This window comes from Brachyspira innocens ATCC 29796, assembly GCF_000384655.1.
Classification (GTDB): Bacteria; Spirochaetota; Brachyspiria; order Brachyspirales; family Brachyspiraceae; genus Brachyspira; species Brachyspira innocens.
On sequence record NZ_ARQI01000128.1, the window covers coordinates 1 to 17364 of the forward strand.

General features: G+C 28.8%; 15 protein-coding genes. 5 read left to right on the forward strand and 10 right to left on the reverse strand.

Annotation, left to right across the window (positions count from 1 at the left end; genetic code table 11):
- Window positions 1–539 precede the first annotated feature (539 nt).
- The 4 genes from F811_RS0113450 to F811_RS0113465 all read right to left on the reverse strand — a co-directional run bounded on the left by F811_RS0113450 (window position 540) and on the right by F811_RS0113465 (window position 5121).
- Window positions 540–1244 (reverse strand): DUF6198 family protein, encoded by a 705-nt coding sequence (locus tag F811_RS0113450; RefSeq protein WP_020005759.1) that lies wholly within the window; start codon window positions 1242–1244, stop codon window positions 540–542.
- Between the two features lie 346 nt (window positions 1245–1590).
- The gene (gene rsgA / locus F811_RS0113455) at window positions 1591–2682 is read right to left on the reverse strand and encodes a ribosome small subunit-dependent GTPase A (protein WP_020005760.1); all 1092 of its coding nucleotides are present in this window, start codon (window positions 2680–2682) and stop codon (window positions 1591–1593) included.
- A 146-nt stretch (window positions 2683–2828) separates the two neighbouring features.
- Window positions 2829–4766, reverse strand: a complete 1938-nt coding sequence (locus tag F811_RS0113460; protein ID WP_020005761.1) for a heavy metal translocating P-type ATPase — start codon at window positions 4764–4766, stop codon at window positions 2829–2831.
- Window positions 4753–5121 (reverse strand): ArsR/SmtB family transcription factor, encoded by a 369-nt coding sequence (locus F811_RS0113465; RefSeq protein ID WP_020005762.1) that lies wholly within the window; start codon window positions 5119–5121, stop codon window positions 4753–4755. Before F811_RS0113465 ends, F811_RS0113460 begins: the two co-directional genes overlap by 14 nt.
- Before the next feature lie 625 nt (window positions 5122–5746).
- Here F811_RS0113465 and F811_RS16540 point away from each other — a divergent pair.
- From F811_RS16540 to F811_RS0113485, 5 genes are all read left to right on the forward strand, one after another.
- The gene (locus F811_RS16540) at window positions 5747–6031 is read left to right on the forward strand and encodes a hypothetical protein (RefSeq protein WP_156822003.1); all 285 of its coding nucleotides are present in this window, start codon (window positions 5747–5749) and stop codon (window positions 6029–6031) included.
- Window positions 5916–6395 (forward strand): hypothetical protein, encoded by a 480-nt coding sequence (locus F811_RS0113470; RefSeq protein ID WP_020005763.1) that lies wholly within the window; start codon window positions 5916–5918, stop codon window positions 6393–6395. The genes F811_RS16540 and F811_RS0113470 overlap by 116 nt, the downstream gene beginning before the upstream one ends.
- Window positions 6396–6864: 469 nt before the next feature.
- Entirely contained in the window at window positions 6865–8850 is a 1986-nt protein-coding gene (locus F811_RS0113475; protein WP_020005764.1) for a DUF4954 family protein, read from the forward strand.
- A 25-nt stretch (window positions 8851–8875) separates the two neighbouring features.
- Complete coding sequence (locus F811_RS0113480) at window positions 8876–9745, forward strand: 50S ribosomal protein L11 methyltransferase (RefSeq protein ID WP_020005765.1); 870 nt, start codon at window positions 8876–8878, stop codon at window positions 9743–9745.
- A gap of 41 nt (window positions 9746–9786) precedes the next feature.
- The gene (locus F811_RS0113485; RefSeq protein ID WP_020005766.1) at window positions 9787–11085 is read left to right on the forward strand and encodes a glutamate-5-semialdehyde dehydrogenase; all 1299 of its coding nucleotides are present in this window, start codon (window positions 9787–9789) and stop codon (window positions 11083–11085) included.
- Window positions 11086–11599: 514 nt separating this feature from the next.
- On the opposite strand, the gene pgeF is transcribed toward F811_RS0113485, so the two are convergent.
- The 6 genes from pgeF to F811_RS0113515 all read right to left on the reverse strand — a co-directional run bounded on the left by pgeF (window position 11600) and on the right by F811_RS0113515 (window position 17132).
- Window positions 11600–12316 carry a peptidoglycan editing factor PgeF gene (pgeF, locus tag F811_RS0113490; protein WP_020005767.1) on the reverse strand — a complete coding sequence of 239 codons (717 nt, stop codon included), beginning with the start codon at window positions 12314–12316 and terminating at the stop codon, window positions 11600–11602.
- Window positions 12309–12545 carry a hypothetical protein gene (locus tag F811_RS0113495; RefSeq protein WP_013114667.1) on the reverse strand — a complete coding sequence of 79 codons (237 nt, stop codon included), beginning with the start codon at window positions 12543–12545 and terminating at the stop codon, window positions 12309–12311. Before F811_RS0113495 ends, pgeF begins: the two co-directional genes overlap by 8 nt.
- A gap of 143 nt (window positions 12546–12688) precedes the next feature.
- A complete protein-coding gene (gene leuB / locus F811_RS0113500) occupies window positions 12689–13777 on the reverse strand; it encodes a 3-isopropylmalate dehydrogenase (RefSeq protein WP_020005768.1) in 1089 nt (362 codons plus the stop codon).
- 6 nt (window positions 13778–13783) lie between these two features.
- Entirely contained in the window at window positions 13784–14272 is a 489-nt protein-coding gene (gene leuD, locus F811_RS0113505) for a 3-isopropylmalate dehydratase small subunit (RefSeq protein ID WP_020005769.1), read from the reverse strand.
- A 44-nt stretch (window positions 14273–14316) separates the two neighbouring features.
- Window positions 14317–15564: a 3-isopropylmalate dehydratase large subunit gene (gene leuC, locus F811_RS0113510; protein ID WP_020005770.1), complete on the reverse strand. Its 1248-nt coding sequence runs from the start codon at window positions 15562–15564 to the stop codon at window positions 14317–14319.
- A 68-nt stretch (window positions 15565–15632) separates the two neighbouring features.
- Window positions 15633–17132, reverse strand: coding sequence for a 2-isopropylmalate synthase (locus F811_RS0113515; RefSeq protein WP_020005771.1), 1500 nt, complete (start codon window positions 17130–17132; stop codon window positions 15633–15635).
- Between the last annotated feature and the right edge of the window lie 232 nt (window positions 17133–17364).

A 17364-nucleotide genomic window follows, 5' to 3' on the forward strand; every position in this document is an offset into this window, starting at 1 on the left:
TATTCCATAATTTCAAAAGGTATTGCCAACAGATCTGCAGGATAATCTATTTTTCCGTAAAGTGCTGAAAACTTTTCTAACTCTGCCATTATTCTATACCGCCTAATATATTTTTATAAGTCAATTTTCGTACTAACATTAAACCGCCTCCGTGATTGTATTTTTTTAAAAATATTCCTCCTTCTGCAGTGATAAAAATTATTAAAGCAAAGAACTGCCTAAATGATTTAAATAAATTTATGCTGCATTTGTTTTTGATATTTTTCAGCAGGAATGCTGACTGATGAAATAAACTCTGTTCTTTATCTAAAAAAGTCAAGCATAACTTTTTAGTTGCAATTATTATCGAGATTTTTAAGGATTGTTTTTGTTTTAAATCTAGTATGCGATTAACACATACTAGATTTTTTAATTTGTCAATTTGTATTTTGAGAGAAGATTGTAAAACTTGTACCGCTTTCCATAGTCTTAGAAAATTCGTTAAAATTAAAAATTTTCAGTATATACTGATTGTACAGTAAAAATAATTTTTATAAAAATTACTTATCAATATTAAATTTCTCTTTTATCAAAGATACAAACTCTACCCTTTTATCAATATACTGCCCCATAATACCTATAACTTTTCCCATTGTAAAAGCAGCAAGTACAGTACCTATTCCAAGACCTTTTATATGTCCTAAAAATACAAATGTAATTATAGCAGTAGTTAAAAGACAAGTTACATCAAAAATTATCTTTACTTTAGAATATGGAACACTTATTATATTTGAAAGCTCTCTAGGAAATAAATCAGTAGGTATAATCGGAAGTTTGCATCTGTTTGATAAAGCTATACCAAAACATAGAAGAAAATAACTTATTACAAAATATATTATTCTGTATGTAACATTTAATGGCAAATGACTTATCCACATTTCATGTATATCAATAAATTTACCAAAACAAAAACCTACTACAAAACTAAACAAATATTCCCCTACAAACTTTTTTCTAAGTATCATAAGTACCAATACTAATATACCCTGAAAAATATATGTAAAAGTACCAAGAGATATATTTGTTATTACCTCTGAGAAAGCATAAGGTACGCTTGAAATAGCTGATATTCCAGAGCCTGAATAAAGCATTAATACAACACCAAAACTATTAATAATAACAACAATAATTAAAGCCAATTCTCCGCTTATTATGAAATTTCTGTTTTGTTTATGAAATGATATATCATTTTCTGCCGCAGTCATATATTTATCCTCTTTAGATATAGTACGTATAGTTATTATTTTTTTAACGCTAATATTATATAACTAACTGCATATTAATCAATAGTAAATTTAAAAGAATTATAAAAACAGTTTAATTAAGATATAATTATTTTTGATTATTTATAAATTTATACATAATTTATAAATCCATTCTTTACAAAATCAATTAAATAATTAAAAATTATTTATTAATTTTGTTATTCTTAATTCTTCGTAATTTTATTTAATGCCATTTTTTATTATTACTATATATAAACTTAATAAAAAATAGCTAATAACTTCTTTTGTCAGTTATTAGCTGCTCGTTTACAGCATTAATCAAATACTACTTATTAATTTTTTTATTCCTATTTCTATGCTTTGTTATTTTTTTTAAAGCCATTTTTCTATCTTTCTTTATTTCTATAGAACTTTTTTGCAGTTCTCTATTTTCATTAAGAAGTGTTATATAAGCATCATATCTCTCATAAGGTATATCATCATTCTCAAGAAGTTCTAATATATAACAGTCTGGTTCATGCTGATGTGTACAGTCTTTAAACTTACATCTTTTTGCATATTCTTCTAAATCTTCAAAAGTTTTCTTTATTCCTTTATCATCTTCCCAAAGACCTAGATTTCTCAATCCGGGGGTATCTATTACTACACCGCCGCTATCTAAAACTAAAAGTTCTCTATGTGTAGTCGTATGCATTCCTTTAAAATCATACTCTCTTACTTCCTGAGTTTTCATTTTCTCATCTTTTAATAGATAATTAATAATAGTAGATTTTCCAGCCCCAGAAGCTCCTATAAATACTGATGATGTATCTTTTTTAATATATTTTAAAAATGTATTAGCATTTTTACCAGTCTTTGAGCTGTAAGCAAAAGCTGTTTCATTTGGATAAGTTTCTTTTATAAGAGCTAATAATTCTTTATATTCTTCATCTTCATATAAATCAATTTTACTTATTGCAATTATTGGCTTTATACCAGAAGTATGAACTACTGACAAATATCTTGCAATGGCTGACATTGGCATTTCATTATCAATACCTACTATAATAAAAGCATAGTCAATATTGCTTACTATAGCCTGAATATCATTTTTTTTAATATTAGCTTTTCTATATAAAATATTTTTTCTAGTGAGTATTGTATCAATAAAAGCATTGTTATCAGATTTTTTCATTAATACCCAATCACCTACTACTGGAAGTTCGCTTTGTATCTCGGAATTATATCTAATTTTTCCTTTGATTCTTGCTAAAAACTCACCTTCATCGGAAAAAAGCGTGTAGTATCTTTTATTAATCCTTATCACTCTTGCAGGTACAAGTCCTTCATTATCGATTTCTTCCAAAGAATTAATATTCAAACTCTTAAGTGCCAATTTCTCAAAATATTCATCAAAGCCTATATCTCTTATTTTCAATATTTATAACCCCATAAAAAATTCTATGATTATATAATACTAAATATAAAAATATTTGTCAATTTTTTAATATTATGAATTGATATTAAAATAGAGATGAATATATAAAATACACATCTCTATTATAAACTTATCAATATTATAAATTAATGCCCGCAATCACAGTCAGTTACTTTTATATCGCAGACTTTAGTATCAACATTAATATTTTCATTTTTTTCACCCAAAGGATAAAGAAGCCTTAAAGCATTTAATACCACTATCACAGTTACTCCAGTATCTGCAAATATAGCAAGCCACATACTAGCAAGCCCTAAAGCACCCAATATAATAGCACCAAATTTTATTACCAATGCTAGAAGAATATTTTGCAAAACTACAACATGATTTTTCTTAGCAAGTTTTATAGCAAGAGCAACTTTAGAAGGCTTATCGTCCATAATAACAACATCAGCATTCTCAATAGCAGCATCAGAACCAAGACCACCCATAGCAATACCTATATCAGCACGTGCCAAAGAAGGAGCATCATTAATACCATCGCCTACAAATATTGAAGCTTTGGAATCTTTCATCATGCCTTCTAATACATTAACTTTATCTTCAGGCAAACATCCGCCTTTAAATGAGTTTATGTTCATCTCTTTAGCAAATGCTTCAACCCTATTAATATTATCCCCGCTTATCAATGCAGTTTTTATATTCATAGAGTTTAATAATGATATAGCCTCTTTAGTATCATCTTTCACGCTGTCATCAATTAAAAAACCTCCTGCATATTTTGAATCTATAGCTATATGAACATTAATATTTTCTCTATAATTAGAAGTATCAATATTATTCTGCTTTAATAAATTAATACCTCCTATAAGTATATTTTTATTTTCTATTACAGCAGAAGCTCCTTTACCGCTAATATCCTTATGAGATGAAATCAGACTGTCATTTATAGTACCATTATGATGATTTTTATAATGTTCCACTATAGATATGGCAATAGGGTGAGATGAACCTGTTTCAGCATAAGCAGCATATTTAATCATAGTTTCATCATCGTATACACCAGTATTGTATATTTCTTTTATAGCAAACTCACCTTTTGTAAGAGTACCTGTTTTATCAAAAATCACTTTATCAGCTTTAGCAAGTAAATCTAAAAATACTCCGCCTTTAACCATTATACCAAATTTAGAAGCCCTTCCTATAGAAGCAAAATATGTTAAAGGAATACCCACCATAAAAGCACAAGGACAAGACACTACAAGCAAAGTTAAAGAACGCTGAAACCAATTAGCAAAAACCTCTTTACCGTATATTAATGTAGGTATAACTGTGAGAAAAATTGCACCAAATACCACTATAGGAGTATAAATACCAGCAAACTTGCTTATAAACTGCTCAATATTGGCCTTTCTGTTTTGAGAGTCTTGAACTAATTTAAGTATTTTAGCAATAGAAGACTCAGCATATGCTCTAACAACTTTTGCTTTAATAGTGTTATCACCGTTTATAGTACCCGCTAAAATTTCATCATTAACCTTAACACTTCTAGGCATACTCTCACCTGTCAATGCCTTAGTATCAATCCAGCTTTCACCCTCATATATAACAGAGTCAAGAGGTACTTTTTCAAAAGGGTTAATTATTATATTATCCCCAATATGAACCTCTGATATATCTGCTTTTTCAATATTTCCGTTTTCTCTTATAATGTTTGCTGAGTCTGGTCTTATAGCCATTAATGCAGCTATTGTACGTTTTGATTTATCAACGGCCATATCTTCAAAATACTCACCTACCCTATAAAACATAAGTACAGCTAAAGCCTCTGGAAGCTGATGCAGTATAATGGCTCCCACTGTAGCAACGCTCATAAGGAAACTCTCACGCATGAACTTTCCCTTTATAAAATCTAAAGCCGCATTCTTAAAAACATCTCTTCCCAAAATAAGATATGGTATAAAGAAAATAATATACTCTGTTATACCATGTATTTTGTTATGCAAAGCATAGAGTAATACTAAAACAACAAGTCCTAAAAAAATCTCAATTAAAAATAAAAGCCTTTCTTTATTCTTTAACATGCTCATACCCCCAAGTATAAATTTTTTCTATATGTTCATCATCAAGCCTGTAAAATACATGAAGCCCTACTTTTCTTTTCTTTACTACCCTAGCCTGCCATAGCATTTTTAAATGCTGTGAAACAGAAGGCTGCTTCATATCAAGCAGAGATGATAATTCATGCACACATAATTCTTTTTCGCTTAATGCTGATATTATTTTTAATCTGGTAGGGTCTGAAAACACCGAGAAAAATCCAGCCAAAAGCGAAAACTCTTCATCATTCGGAAGTTTTGGAATAAGCGATGATATATTCTCATCTGATGAAGTAACTTCGCAGTCATCATCATTATTAATAAAGTCTTCTTTTCTCATTTGAGTCCGCCTTTATATAAGTATATTATAATATAATAATATACTTATATAGTTATTAAGTCAATATCAGAAAATAAATTTTTTTAATATTTTTATTATTTTTCAAAAAAATTGTGTAAAAATGAAAGTAAACATTATTTAACAATAGCTAGTATATTAATTGGTTTAACAAATAAAAATTACATAAGAATTTTTTTTTAATATTTTATTTACAAGCTAAAAAATTATAATTTGATTATTATTTTTTAAAAATCAAAAAAAAATAAAATAATATTTTTATGAGAGATAACAGAAAAATCAATTTTTTCTTTAATATCTAAAAAAACACATCGAAAAAAAATAAAAAAAATAATTTTTTTTAGGCAAAAATAATTGCTTGCTATTGACATAAAATATAAAGCCCGCTAGCATTTAAGTATGATTGAATTAGAAACATTGATAAAAAAGTTAGTAAAAAACTTTGTAAAGTTGAATTACAGAAATAGTAAAGATAAAACTTTACAAATAAAAACAATCGAATCATAAATTTTCATTAACACATATCAAAAGTTTCTAATATTATTAAAGCAGTAAACATTAGCAATAATGTTTATAATAAAAAAAATTTATATAAGGAGTTCACTATATGAACAAAAAGATTTTAACACTATTTTTAGTAGTTGCAGCATCAGCAATACTAGCAGTAAGCTGTAACAACAAGACAACAGACCCAGTAAAAAACACAGGAGGCAGTACAACACCTACAGGACAAGAAGGCAGCAGTACAGGAACTACACCAACAACTACACCTTCAGGTGGAGAAACAACAACTACTACACCTGCAGGCGGTAAAGAAGAAGTACAAAAAACAAAAAATAGAACTATCAAAAGTAGAAGAAGCTATAAAAGGACTTGCAGAAGTAAAATCTAAAACTGATGAAGACAGTGTTTCATTTGCTAGTGCTAAAATAACAGATGGAAAAATAGCTTTAAGAGTAAAAGATAAAACTCCTAGTGGTGATTCACAAATCAAAACAGCAACTCTCAAAACAGCTTTAACAGAAGCTTTAAAAAAATTATCTGTAGATGGATTAACTATAGAAAATGATGCTGATAGCTTTAAACCTACTACTTCTAGTCAAACACCTGCTTCTATAAATTTAACTATAAAACCAGCTGATGATAAACATGAATTAGATAAAACTACTTTTGAAGCTGCAAAAGTAACTGTAGAAGGAAATGGTTCTGCAAAAATAGTATTAGAATTTACTCCAGAACAAAATTGGGTAGACTAATTAAAAACAGTAAGTTACTTTTTATGAAATAGTATGCTTGCCATACAAAAAATTGAATTTTAAGGTGTGGGCATATAATATGTGTCTGCACCTAATTAAAAAAAGTAATTGGGATTTTTATAAAAAACAGAAATAATAATTAAACCCTTAAATAATAAGACATTTAATTTCTTTCTTCAAGCATAAAAGCATAGATTATTTTTATTGGCAGGTATATAGTATTATATCCCTGCCATACAAAAAATTGAATTAAATACATCATATAAGCTATAAGCAAAAAAGTCAATATCTTAATCAAATTTTCTTTAAATAAATAACATATATAATAGCAAATTATTTACTTTTGATATATAATCTTTAATATTTTTCATTTTTTAACGATTTTCTGATTTTACAAAAAATTTACACAAATTTATAAAGTTAACATAATGATTAATAAATAATATTATTAAAGGGAAATTTTTTAGTTATGTACATTTTTAAAAAACAGGATGAGGATTTTAGAAACCTTACAAAAGAAGAGATTAACTTTCTAAAATCTCAAGGTTGTTCTTCTCAGTCTTGGGAGAAAATACTAATCAAAAACGTAGATTTAAGCAGAATAAAAGATGTTCAGTTTCATGGCAGAGTAAAAATTAATGCTCTTAACGGAAATGTCAGATATCATAAAAAACTTAAAGTACCAGCCTCTATTAACAGAGCCACTTTAATAGATGTATTTATAAACGGAAATGTGTATATAAATAATATAGGAAGATTTATAGCAAATTACAAAATAGAAAAAGGCGTTATAATAGAGAATGCAGGATCTATATATATGGAAGGAAAAAGCAGTTTCGGAAACGGAGTTGAAACCTCCCCTATTATGGAAGGAGATGGAAGAAGCGTTAAAATCTTTAATAGGCTTAATTCTCATATAGCATATTTGGTTGCAATATACAGACATAAAAAATTAATGCGTGAAAAAATTAATACTATGATAGATGATTATACAAATCAAAAAACAAGAAAATTCGGTAAAATTAAAAAATACGCAAAAATCATAAATGCAAGACTTATAAAAAACTCATTAATAGATCCATATACCACTATAGAAAATACCGATGAAATTAATAATACAACAGTAATCAGCACAAAAGAATGTCCTTCATATATAGGAACTTCTGTTATATTAAAAGATTCTATTGTACTTAAAGGTGCAGATATTACAGACAGTACGGTAATAAAAAAGGCTTTTATAGGCGAAGGAGTAAGACTTGCAAGACAGTTTTCATGTGAGGACTCTCTTCTTTTTGCAAACTGCGAAGGTGAGCATGGAGAGATGTTCTCTATATTTGCAGGTCCTTATACAGTTACTCATCATAAAGCAACACTTTTAATAGCGAGTCATTTTTCATTTTTTAATGCTGGAAGCGGAACTAATCAAAGCAATCATATGTACAAATTAGGACCATACCATCATGGTTTTATGGAAAGAGGATGCAAAACTGGAAGTAATTCATACATTTTATGGCCTTCTTATATAGGAGCTTTTTCAACTGTTATAGGGGCTCATTATGATAATGTTGATACTTCTGATTTTCCTTTCTCATATATAACTGAACATGGATATCATCAAACAAGACTAATACCAGCATTAAATTTATTCGGTGTTGGACTTTCAAGAGATGAAAATAAATGGAAAGACAGAGACAGAAGAAAAGGCGATAAAAAAGATTTGATAATATTTGATGTGTTTAGTCCATATACTGTTTCAAGAATGATTAAATCTGAAGAGATATTAAAAAATATTAAAGAAAAAAAATATAATAATGATGATAAAAACTTTTTAACATACAAAAATATGATAATAAAAAAATCTTCTTTAGATAAATACTCAAAAAGATATTCTATAGCAATAGATTTATACTTGCATAACAAAATACTTTCATATATAAAAAGCTCTAAAAATATAGATGAGATAATATCAAATTTGGAATATGATAAAAATAATGTATTTGAGAATTGGTCTGATATTGGCGGGCTTATATGTGCTAAAGATAGAGTTGATAATATAATAAAAGACTTAGAAAATGACAAAATAAATGATATAAAAACTCTTACGGAAAGATTTGAAAAATTATACAATATATACTCTGAAGACGAAAAATCTTGGGTTATGAACTGTATTAAATCAAGATATAATATAGAAAGTATTAATAAAGATAATATAAAAAAATTATTAGATGAGCATAAAATATTATTAGAAAAAGCGTATGATATATTTTATAAAGATGTTGAAAAAGAGTATGATATAGCAAAAATGGTTAGTGCTGGAATAGACGATAAAACTATGATGGAAAAAGATTTTGAGGCTGTGAGAGGTACTGTTAATGATAATACTTTTGTTGTAAAATATAAAAAAGACATGGAAAATAAAATAAATGATATTAATAATTTAATTAATATATTATAATATATAAAAAATATTTGGAGTTGTTATGCTGATATATTCATTATCTATAAAATTAGAAAGAGGGTTTGAGGATATAATAGAGGCTGTTATAGAAAGCGGTCAATTAAATATATTGGGTTTTAATATAGAGTTCCCAATAGAAGACAGCTCTTCGTCTATAGTAAATATATATAATGAAACAGAAGATATATTAAAAAATAATCTCTCTATAATAGAAGAAAATATAAAAGATATTGCGAGTTATACTTTAACTACAAAACAGTTAAAATCAGAAGAATATTTAACTTCATATATAGAGTTCTTAAAGCCTTTTGATATTGGAAATATAACTATAGTGCCGAACTTAAAAGATTTTCATAATGAAGAAAGTGCTAATCCTCTTTATATAGCAAAACAGTATGCATTCGGAACAGGTACTCATGAAACTACTTCTCTTGCTCTTGAGATGATTAATGAATATGCTGATAATAACGATATAGCCTCAAAGAGTATTGCTGATATTGGATGCGGAAGCGGTATATTATCATTATTTGCATACAAACTTGGGGCTAAAAATATTACTTCAATAGATATAGACAATGATGCTGTTAATTGTACTCTTGATAATGCTTCATATAATAATATAAAAATAGATAATGTTATACTTGGAAGTGCTAAAGATTTAATTAATATGCATCTTAAATTTGATTTGGTTATTGCCAATATAGAAACTGATATATTAATAGAAATACTTCCAGACTTAAAGTCTTTATTAAAAACAGATTCTGCTTTAATATTATCAGGTATATTATTAGAAAAAGAATCATTTATGAAAAATGCTATAAGAGAAAATAAACTAAATATTATTTTAAGAAAATCAAAAAATGATTGGATATCTTTAATGCTTAAACAATAAATAATTAAAAAATAAAATAATAAAAATTTACGGAGTATATTATGGAATTAATAGATTTAGTAAAAAATGCAAAAGAAGCAGCGTATATATTACAATCGCTTGATACAGATATAAAAAATAAAGCCTTACTTGAAATAGCTAAAAAAATAGAAGAAAATAAAGATAAAATATTTGAAGCTAATAAAAAAGATTTAGAATACGCCCAAAAACTTCTTGATGAAAATAAAATTTCTAAATCAATGTTTAACAGATTAAAACTAGATGAAAATAAATTAATAGATGTTGTTTCTGGTATAAGAGATGTTGTTAAACTTGAAGATCCTATTAATAAAGTATTATTAGAAACTGAGCTTGACGACAATTTAATATTAAAAAAAATATCCTGCCCTATTGGATTAATCGCTGTAATATTTGAAGCTCGTCCAGACGTTATATCACAAATATCTTCTTTATGTATCAAGTCCTCTAATGCCGTTATACTTAAAGGAGGAAGCGAGGGAGAAAATACCAATAAAGCAATATTTAACATAATAGAAGAGACTCTAAACAATATAAAAGAATTTCCAAAGCACTCTGTTAATTTAGTATTCACTAGAGAGGATATAAAAGAATTATTATCAATGGACAAATATATTGATCTTATAATACCAAGAGGAGGCAACAGTTTAGTACAGTATATAAAGTCAAATACCAACATACCTGTATTAGGACATGCTGACGGTATATGCCATTTATACATAGACGAATCTGCCAATCAGGAAAAGGCTTTAAAAATATGTTTGGACTCAAAGGCTCAGTATCCAAGTGCATGCAACGCTGTTGAAACTATACTCATAAACAAAAATATTGCTTCAGAATATTTGCCAAAACTTTATAATCTCTTCAAAGAAAATGAAATAAAGATGAATGGTGATGAAGAAGTAAAAAAAATACTTAATCAATCAGATATAGGTGAAGTAAAAGAGTGGCATTTGGAATACGGAGACAAAGAAGTATCATTAAAAATAGTGAAAGATACAGAAGAAGCATACAATCATATTAACAAATACGGCTCTCATCATACAGATTCAATAATATCCGAAGATAAAAACAATATAGAAAAGTTTATGACATTTGTTGATTCTGCTAATGTGTACTCTAATGCTTCTACAAGATTTTCAGACGGATTTAGATACGGTTTCGGTGCGGAAGTGGGAATATCTACAAACAAAACGCATGCAAGAGGTCCTGTAGGTTTGGAAGGTTTAACAATATACAAGTACAAAATTTTCGGCAACTACCAGATAGTTAATGATTACGTTACTCATAAATCTAGCTTCAAGCATAAGAGAATAAAATAAAATATAAACAATATAAAAATATCAAATAAAATAATGCAATAATATAAATACAAAAAATAAAGCTGATAGCTAAAAAATTTGGTTGTCAGCTTTTCTATTAAGTTCATATCTAATAATAACTTTGCATTTATAATTAATTTATGCTGGAACAATTTTATTTTGTCAACTGATGCACTTTATATAGAATTATAAACTTTTTTGCCGCATACGCTCTGCAGGCTTAGCAACAGTTCTTTTGCCGTCTAGGTACCTATTGACGCTGTACACATGCGACAGAAGGAAATACCATTAGGTATGGCGCGGCACAAAGAACCTTATATCCTCAATGAACTCAGATACACTTCTCGAAAGACCGCATTTTTAACCCCAAAACAGTTATTATAATACATTTAAAACTTATTTTATTAATACTCAATAATACTTCATACTATTCATAAATTATAATTACATTTATAAATAGCTCAAAATTGACAAAATATATTTGTTTAGGTATATATAATTTTTATTTAAATAACTAAAGAATAACTCCAACTGTAAGCATTCTGCCCACCTGTACACCATCACGCCTGTATGAATAAAACTCTTTATCATATGTATTAAGTGAAGAAATTTCTATATTATCTTTTAAAACGCCTAAATTAATTATTTGATCTCTTATTTCAAGTCCATTATCAAAATGCCATCTATTATTAATAATAGTTTTATTTTTAAAATATACAGCAACCTCCTCCCCTACTTCATAATTATTTAAAGCTATATAAGGAGCAATATAAACATACATTTTTGAAGGTTCAGCATTATATTCTTTTATCATTAATTCAATAGTTTTTGGTACTATCTTATCGCGTGTTCCTTTCCAGCTAGAATGAACAGCAGCAATGGACTTTGTCTTATTACAATATATGATAACAGGAGCACAATCAGCGGTCTGCACAACTAAAGGTACATTTTTAAGATTTGTTATTAAAGCATCAGTATTTTCTACAAGTTTTTCTCTTCCGCCAAACTTATTAATATTATTTTCATCTATCTTTTCTATATTTACCTGATGAACCTGATGCATAAAAATGGATTTATTTATATCAAGATTTATATATTTAAAAAACTCATCTTCTTTTTTTCTTCTGTATTCGACAGTTACATCTTTAGCCTCGATATCTCTGCCTTTGGCAAGCACTGCTATATATATTTTATTATTGTCATTTTTTGAAGGATAAAAAATATCAGGCATTTTTAAGCCTTTTTATCTCAGCTTCCAATTCTTTTACCCTATTAGTTAATTCTTTAGTCTCATTTCTTGATTGTTCCATAATATTTTCATATAAAGTAAAAAATTTTTGGGCATACTCTAGTTTTTGTTTTAATTCGTTTATCTCTTCTTTATAAATATCAATTTTAGAAGAAAGAAGCTTGTTATCTTCCTGCAATTCTAAAATGATGTCTTTATCGCTGTATTCCACTTCCCTAAAGTCCTCAATTATTTAATATCATATTATCTATTATGTACATTATAAAACGATTGTCAAGTATAATTGAATAATAATTATTGCAGTAATTAAAAATAAAATCATAATTACTGCAATAATTTATATTTATAGACTTATTATATATTAGATACTATAATATCACCCATTTCAGAACATCTCACCTGCTTATACAAATAAGTCATCATATTATGTTTAGGCATAATATCAGCTGTTCTGTATCCTTCATCTATAGCCTTGTAAACAGCATCTTCTATGGCTTCTGCTTCATTAAACATACCAAAAGAATATCTAAACATCATAGCAAGAGAAAGTATAGTACCTATAGGATTGGCCAAATCTTTTCCAGCAATGTCTGGAGCAGAACCATGTATAGGCTCATACATACCAATAGAACCATCAGAAAGACTAGCTGAAGGTGCCATTCCTATAGAACCGCTTATAATACTTGCCTCATCAGAAAGTATATCTCCAAACATATTTTCTGTAACTATAACACCAAATTGTGAAGGATTAGCAGTTATCTGCATAGCTGCATTATCAACATACATGTCATTATACTGAACATCGCTGTATTCTTTAGAAAGAGTGTTCATAATTTCACGCCATAATTTTGAAGTATGAAGAACATTAGCTTTATCTACAGAAGTTAAAGGTTTTTTAAGATTTCTAGCCAAATCAAAAGCTACTTTTCCTATTCTTAATATCTCATCTTCTTTATAAACCATAAGGTCAGTTGCCTGTCTTACACCATTAACTACTTCAAATTTATGCTCACCAAAATATACTCCTCCAGTAAGCTCTCTTACAATAACAAAATCAATAACATCTTTGCATATACTTTCTTTAAGAGGAGAAGCATATTCTAAAGATTTTAATATTTTTATAGGTCTTATATTAGCATAAAGCTTCATTTCTTTACGTAGTTTTAATAAACCTCTTTCTGGTCTGTTTTCTGGGGCTACTTTATCCCATTTAGGACCTCCCACAGAACCTAAAAGTACAGAATCGGACTTAATACATTTTTCCAAATTTTCATCAGTAAGAGGAACTCCGTATTTATCAATAGAGCATCCTCCCATATCAACATATTCTAAATTAAACTTATGCGAATATTTTTCAGCTATTTTATTTAATACATCAATAGCCTTGTCTACTATCTCTGGACCTACTCCGTCTCCTTTAATAACAACAATATTTTTTTCCATAAATAATTACCCCTTATTCTTTATAGAGTTTAAAAGCCCATTGGAGTTAATTATATTTTTAATAAACTCTGGGAAAGGCTCTGCTTTATAGCTTTCATTTTTAGTAATATTTGTTATAACGCCGCTGTCAAAATCAACTTCAACTTCATCTCCATTGTCTATTTTTTTGCTTGCCTCTTCGCATTCAAGTATTGCAAGCCCTATATTAATAGAGTTTCTGTAAAATATTCTAGCAAAAGAAGAAGCTATAACGCATGATATACCAGATTCTTTAATGGCAATAGGAGCATGTTCTCTTGATGAACCGCATCCGAAATTCTCTCCTCCTACCATTATATCGCCTTTCTTTACCTTATTTACAAAATCTTTATCAATATCTTCCATACAATGAGCTGCTAACTCTTTATGATTTGCAGTATTTAAATATCTTGCTGGAATAATAACATCAGTATCAACATTATTTCCATATTTATGAACGAAACCTCTAGCTTTCATTTAATTAATCTCTCCTATCTTATTATAATCATTTGTTATAATCATTATTTAGGCTCTGTTATATATCCAGTCAAAGCACTGTATGCAGCAGTGGCAGGACTAGCCAAATATACTTTAGAAGTTTTATCTCCCATTCTTCCTACAAAGTTTCTATTAGTTGTAGTAACAGCAACCTCATCATGGGCAAGTATTCCCATATATCCTCCCAAACAAGGTCCGCAAGTAGGAGTAGATACTGCACAGCCTGCATCAATAAATATATCCATATAGCCTAGTTTGATGCATTCTTTATAAACCTTCTGAGTAGCTGGTATAATTATGCATCTTACATTTTTAGCTATTTTCTTTCCTTTTAAAATATTGGCAGCAGTAGCCATATCAGACAATCTGCCATTAGTACAAGAACCAATAACCACTTGATCAACTTTTATATCTTTTAATTCTTTAGCATCTTTTGTATTTTCTGGTAAATGAGGACAAGCAACTGTAGGCTCTATTGAAGCTAAATCAATATCATATTCTTTCTCATATACCGCATCATCATCAGCTTTAAAAATAGTATAATCTCTTTTTACTATATCTTTTAAATATTCTATAGTTTGATTATCAACCTCAAATATTCCGTTTTTAGCACCTGCCTCAATAGCCATATTAGCGATACAAGCCCTGTCGTCCATAGTAAGAGCTGAAACACCTTCTCCCCTAAACTCCATAGATTTATATAAAGCTCCGTCAACACCTATCATACCTATAATATGAAGTATAACATCTTTACCAGATACATTTGGTTTTAATTTGCCTTTAAGATTAAATTTAATAGCAGAAGGCACCTTAAACCAAACCTGACCTGTAGCCATAGCAGCGGCCATATCAGTACTTCCAACACCTGTAGAAAAAGCCCCGAAAGCTCCATAAGTACAAGTATGAGAATCAGCACCTATTATAACTTCACCAGGAGCAACTAATCCTTTTTCTGGTAAAAGTGCATGCTCAACTCCCATATCTCCTACATCATAATAGTTGGTAATATCATATTTATTTGCAAAATCTCTGCATTGTTTGCATTGTTCTGCAGCTTTAATATCTTTATTAGGAGCAAAGTGATCCATAACCAAAGCTATTTTTTCTTTATCAAAAACCTTATCAAAACCATATTTTTCAAATTCATTAATAGCAACAGGACTTGTTATATCATTTCCTAAAACCAAATCAGTTTTAACCATAATAAGTTCGCCTGCCTCAACCTTATCAACACCTGCATGTGCTGCTAAAATTTTCTGAGTAATAGTCATAATTTTATCCTTAAATTAAAAAAGGGCTTTTACAATTTTTTAATCGTATAAGCCCTATTATATATTTATTATAATTTATTCAAGCCGTTAATATAAGCCATCAAACTGGCCTCAATAATATCTGTACTAACTGCCCTTCCTATAACTGTTTTATCATCAGAAGACAATCTGACAATAACCTCTCCCAAAGCATCTTCACCTTCTGTAATAGCCTGTATAGAATAATTAACTAATTTAGCTCTGTTTGAAGTAAGAGAATCAATAGCCCCAAATGCCGCATCTATAGGACCATTTCCTTTACCTATAGCCTCAACAATATTTTCTTTATTGTCAAGTATAGATACTGAAGCAAAAGATGATATAGAATCACTATCATTAACCATAAAGCTTTTTAAAGTATACATAGGATTTTCTACAGAAGCATTATTTCCTATTAGCAAAGCCTCTATATCAGTATCAGTAACTATTTTTTTCTTATCTGCTAAGTTCTTAAACTTAATAAAAGCTTCTTCTAAAGCCCTATCATCAATATCATAACCTAAAGATTCTATTCTGTCTTTAAAAGCATGCTTTCCAGAATGTTTACCCAATACCATTTTATTTTGAGGTATTCCTATATCTTCAACATTCATAATCTCATAAGTAGAACGTTCTTTTAATACTCCATGCTGATGAATGCCAGCCTCATGAGCAAATGCATTAGCACCAACTATAGCTTTATTAGGAGCAACTACCATACCTGATATAGTAGATAATAATTTTGAAATTTTATAAATACGTTTTGTATTAACATCAGTATAGGCATCATAAAAATCTTTTCTAGTTTTAATACCCATTACAACTTCTTCCAAACTAGTATTACCCGCACGCTCTCCTATACCGTTAATAGTACATTCTACCTGAGTAGCACCAGCCAAAACAGCCGATAAAGAATTAGCAGTAGAAAGTCCCAAATCGTCATGACAATGCACAGATATATCAACATTATCTATACCCTTAACATTAGCTTTTAAATATTTTATAAGCTCAGCCATTTCTAAAGGAGTAGTATATCCTACAGTATCTGGAACATTGATTGTAGTAGCTCCGTTTTCTATAGCTGCAGAATATGCCTGAACTAAAAAGTCTTTATCACTTCTTGAAGCATCTTCAGCAGAAAACTCTATAAACTCAAATTTTGTTTTAGCATAAGAAACAGATTCTTTTATTGTTTCCAATACCTGCTCTCTGGTCATCTCTAATTTATGCTTTAAATGTATATCGCTTGTAGCTATAAAAGTATGAAGCATTGGGTGTTTAGCTTCAGCAAGTGCTTCATAGGCTCTGTCTATATCTTTTTTATTGCATCTTGCCAAACTAACTAGCTTAGCATTTTCTACAACCTTGCTTACTTCTCTTATAGCATTAAAGTCATCATCAGAACATATAGCAAAACCAGCTTCTATAACATCAACGCCCAATTTATCAAGCTCGGCTGCCATTTCTAACTTCTCTGCCAAATTCATAGTACAACCAGGAGATTGTTCTCCATCTCTTAAAGTAGTATCAAAAATCTTAATCTTTCTCATTGTTAAAACCCTTATAATAAAAACATCATTTATAACTAAAGATGCTTTGGATTATAAAAAATATTTAATTATAATATATACTTAAACAACTATAGTTTGTCAAAAAATATTTTTTAAATTCAAAATATTTGCGGGGCTTTGCCCCCGCTCTGCGTGCCTTCGGCAACCCCAGTTCTTTTGCGACCCTAAGAAGTCCTGTTGGTTGGCACATGCACATCCCGCCTGCGGCGAG

Excerpts from the sequence above, each read along its gene's own strand:
- F811_RS0113450 (WP_020005759.1), bottom strand. The coding sequence starts at position 1,244 with ATGACTGCGGCAGAAAATGATATATCATTTCATAAACAAAACAGAAAT.
- F811_RS0113460 (WP_020005761.1), bottom strand. The coding sequence starts at position 4,766 with ATGTTAAAGAATAAAGAAAGGCTTTTATTTTTAATTGAGATTTTTTTA.
- F811_RS0113465 (WP_020005762.1), bottom strand. The coding sequence starts at position 5,121 with ATGAGAAAAGAAGACTTTATTAATAATGATGATGACTGCGAAGTTACT.
- F811_RS16540 (WP_156822003.1), top strand. The coding sequence starts at position 5,747 with ATGAACAAAAAGATTTTAACACTATTTTTAGTAGTTGCAGCATCAGCA.
- F811_RS0113475 (WP_020005764.1), top strand. The coding sequence starts at position 6,865 with ATGTACATTTTTAAAAAACAGGATGAGGATTTTAGAAACCTTACAAAA.
- F811_RS0113480 (WP_020005765.1), top strand. The coding sequence starts at position 8,876 with ATGCTGATATATTCATTATCTATAAAATTAGAAAGAGGGTTTGAGGAT.
- F811_RS0113485 (WP_020005766.1), top strand. The coding sequence starts at position 9,787 with ATGGAATTAATAGATTTAGTAAAAAATGCAAAAGAAGCAGCGTATATA.
- pgeF (WP_020005767.1), bottom strand. The coding sequence starts at position 12,316 with ATGCCTGATATTTTTTATCCTTCAAAAAATGACAATAATAAAATATAT.
- leuB (WP_020005768.1), bottom strand. The coding sequence starts at position 13,777 with ATGGAAAAAAATATTGTTGTTATTAAAGGAGACGGAGTAGGTCCAGAG.
- leuD (WP_020005769.1), bottom strand. The coding sequence starts at position 14,272 with ATGAAAGCTAGAGGTTTCGTTCATAAATATGGAAATAATGTTGATACT.
- leuC (WP_020005770.1), bottom strand. The coding sequence starts at position 15,564 with ATGACTATTACTCAGAAAATTTTAGCAGCACATGCAGGTGTTGATAAG.
- F811_RS0113515 (WP_020005771.1), bottom strand. The coding sequence starts at position 17,132 with ATGAGAAAGATTAAGATTTTTGATACTACTTTAAGAGATGGAGAACAA.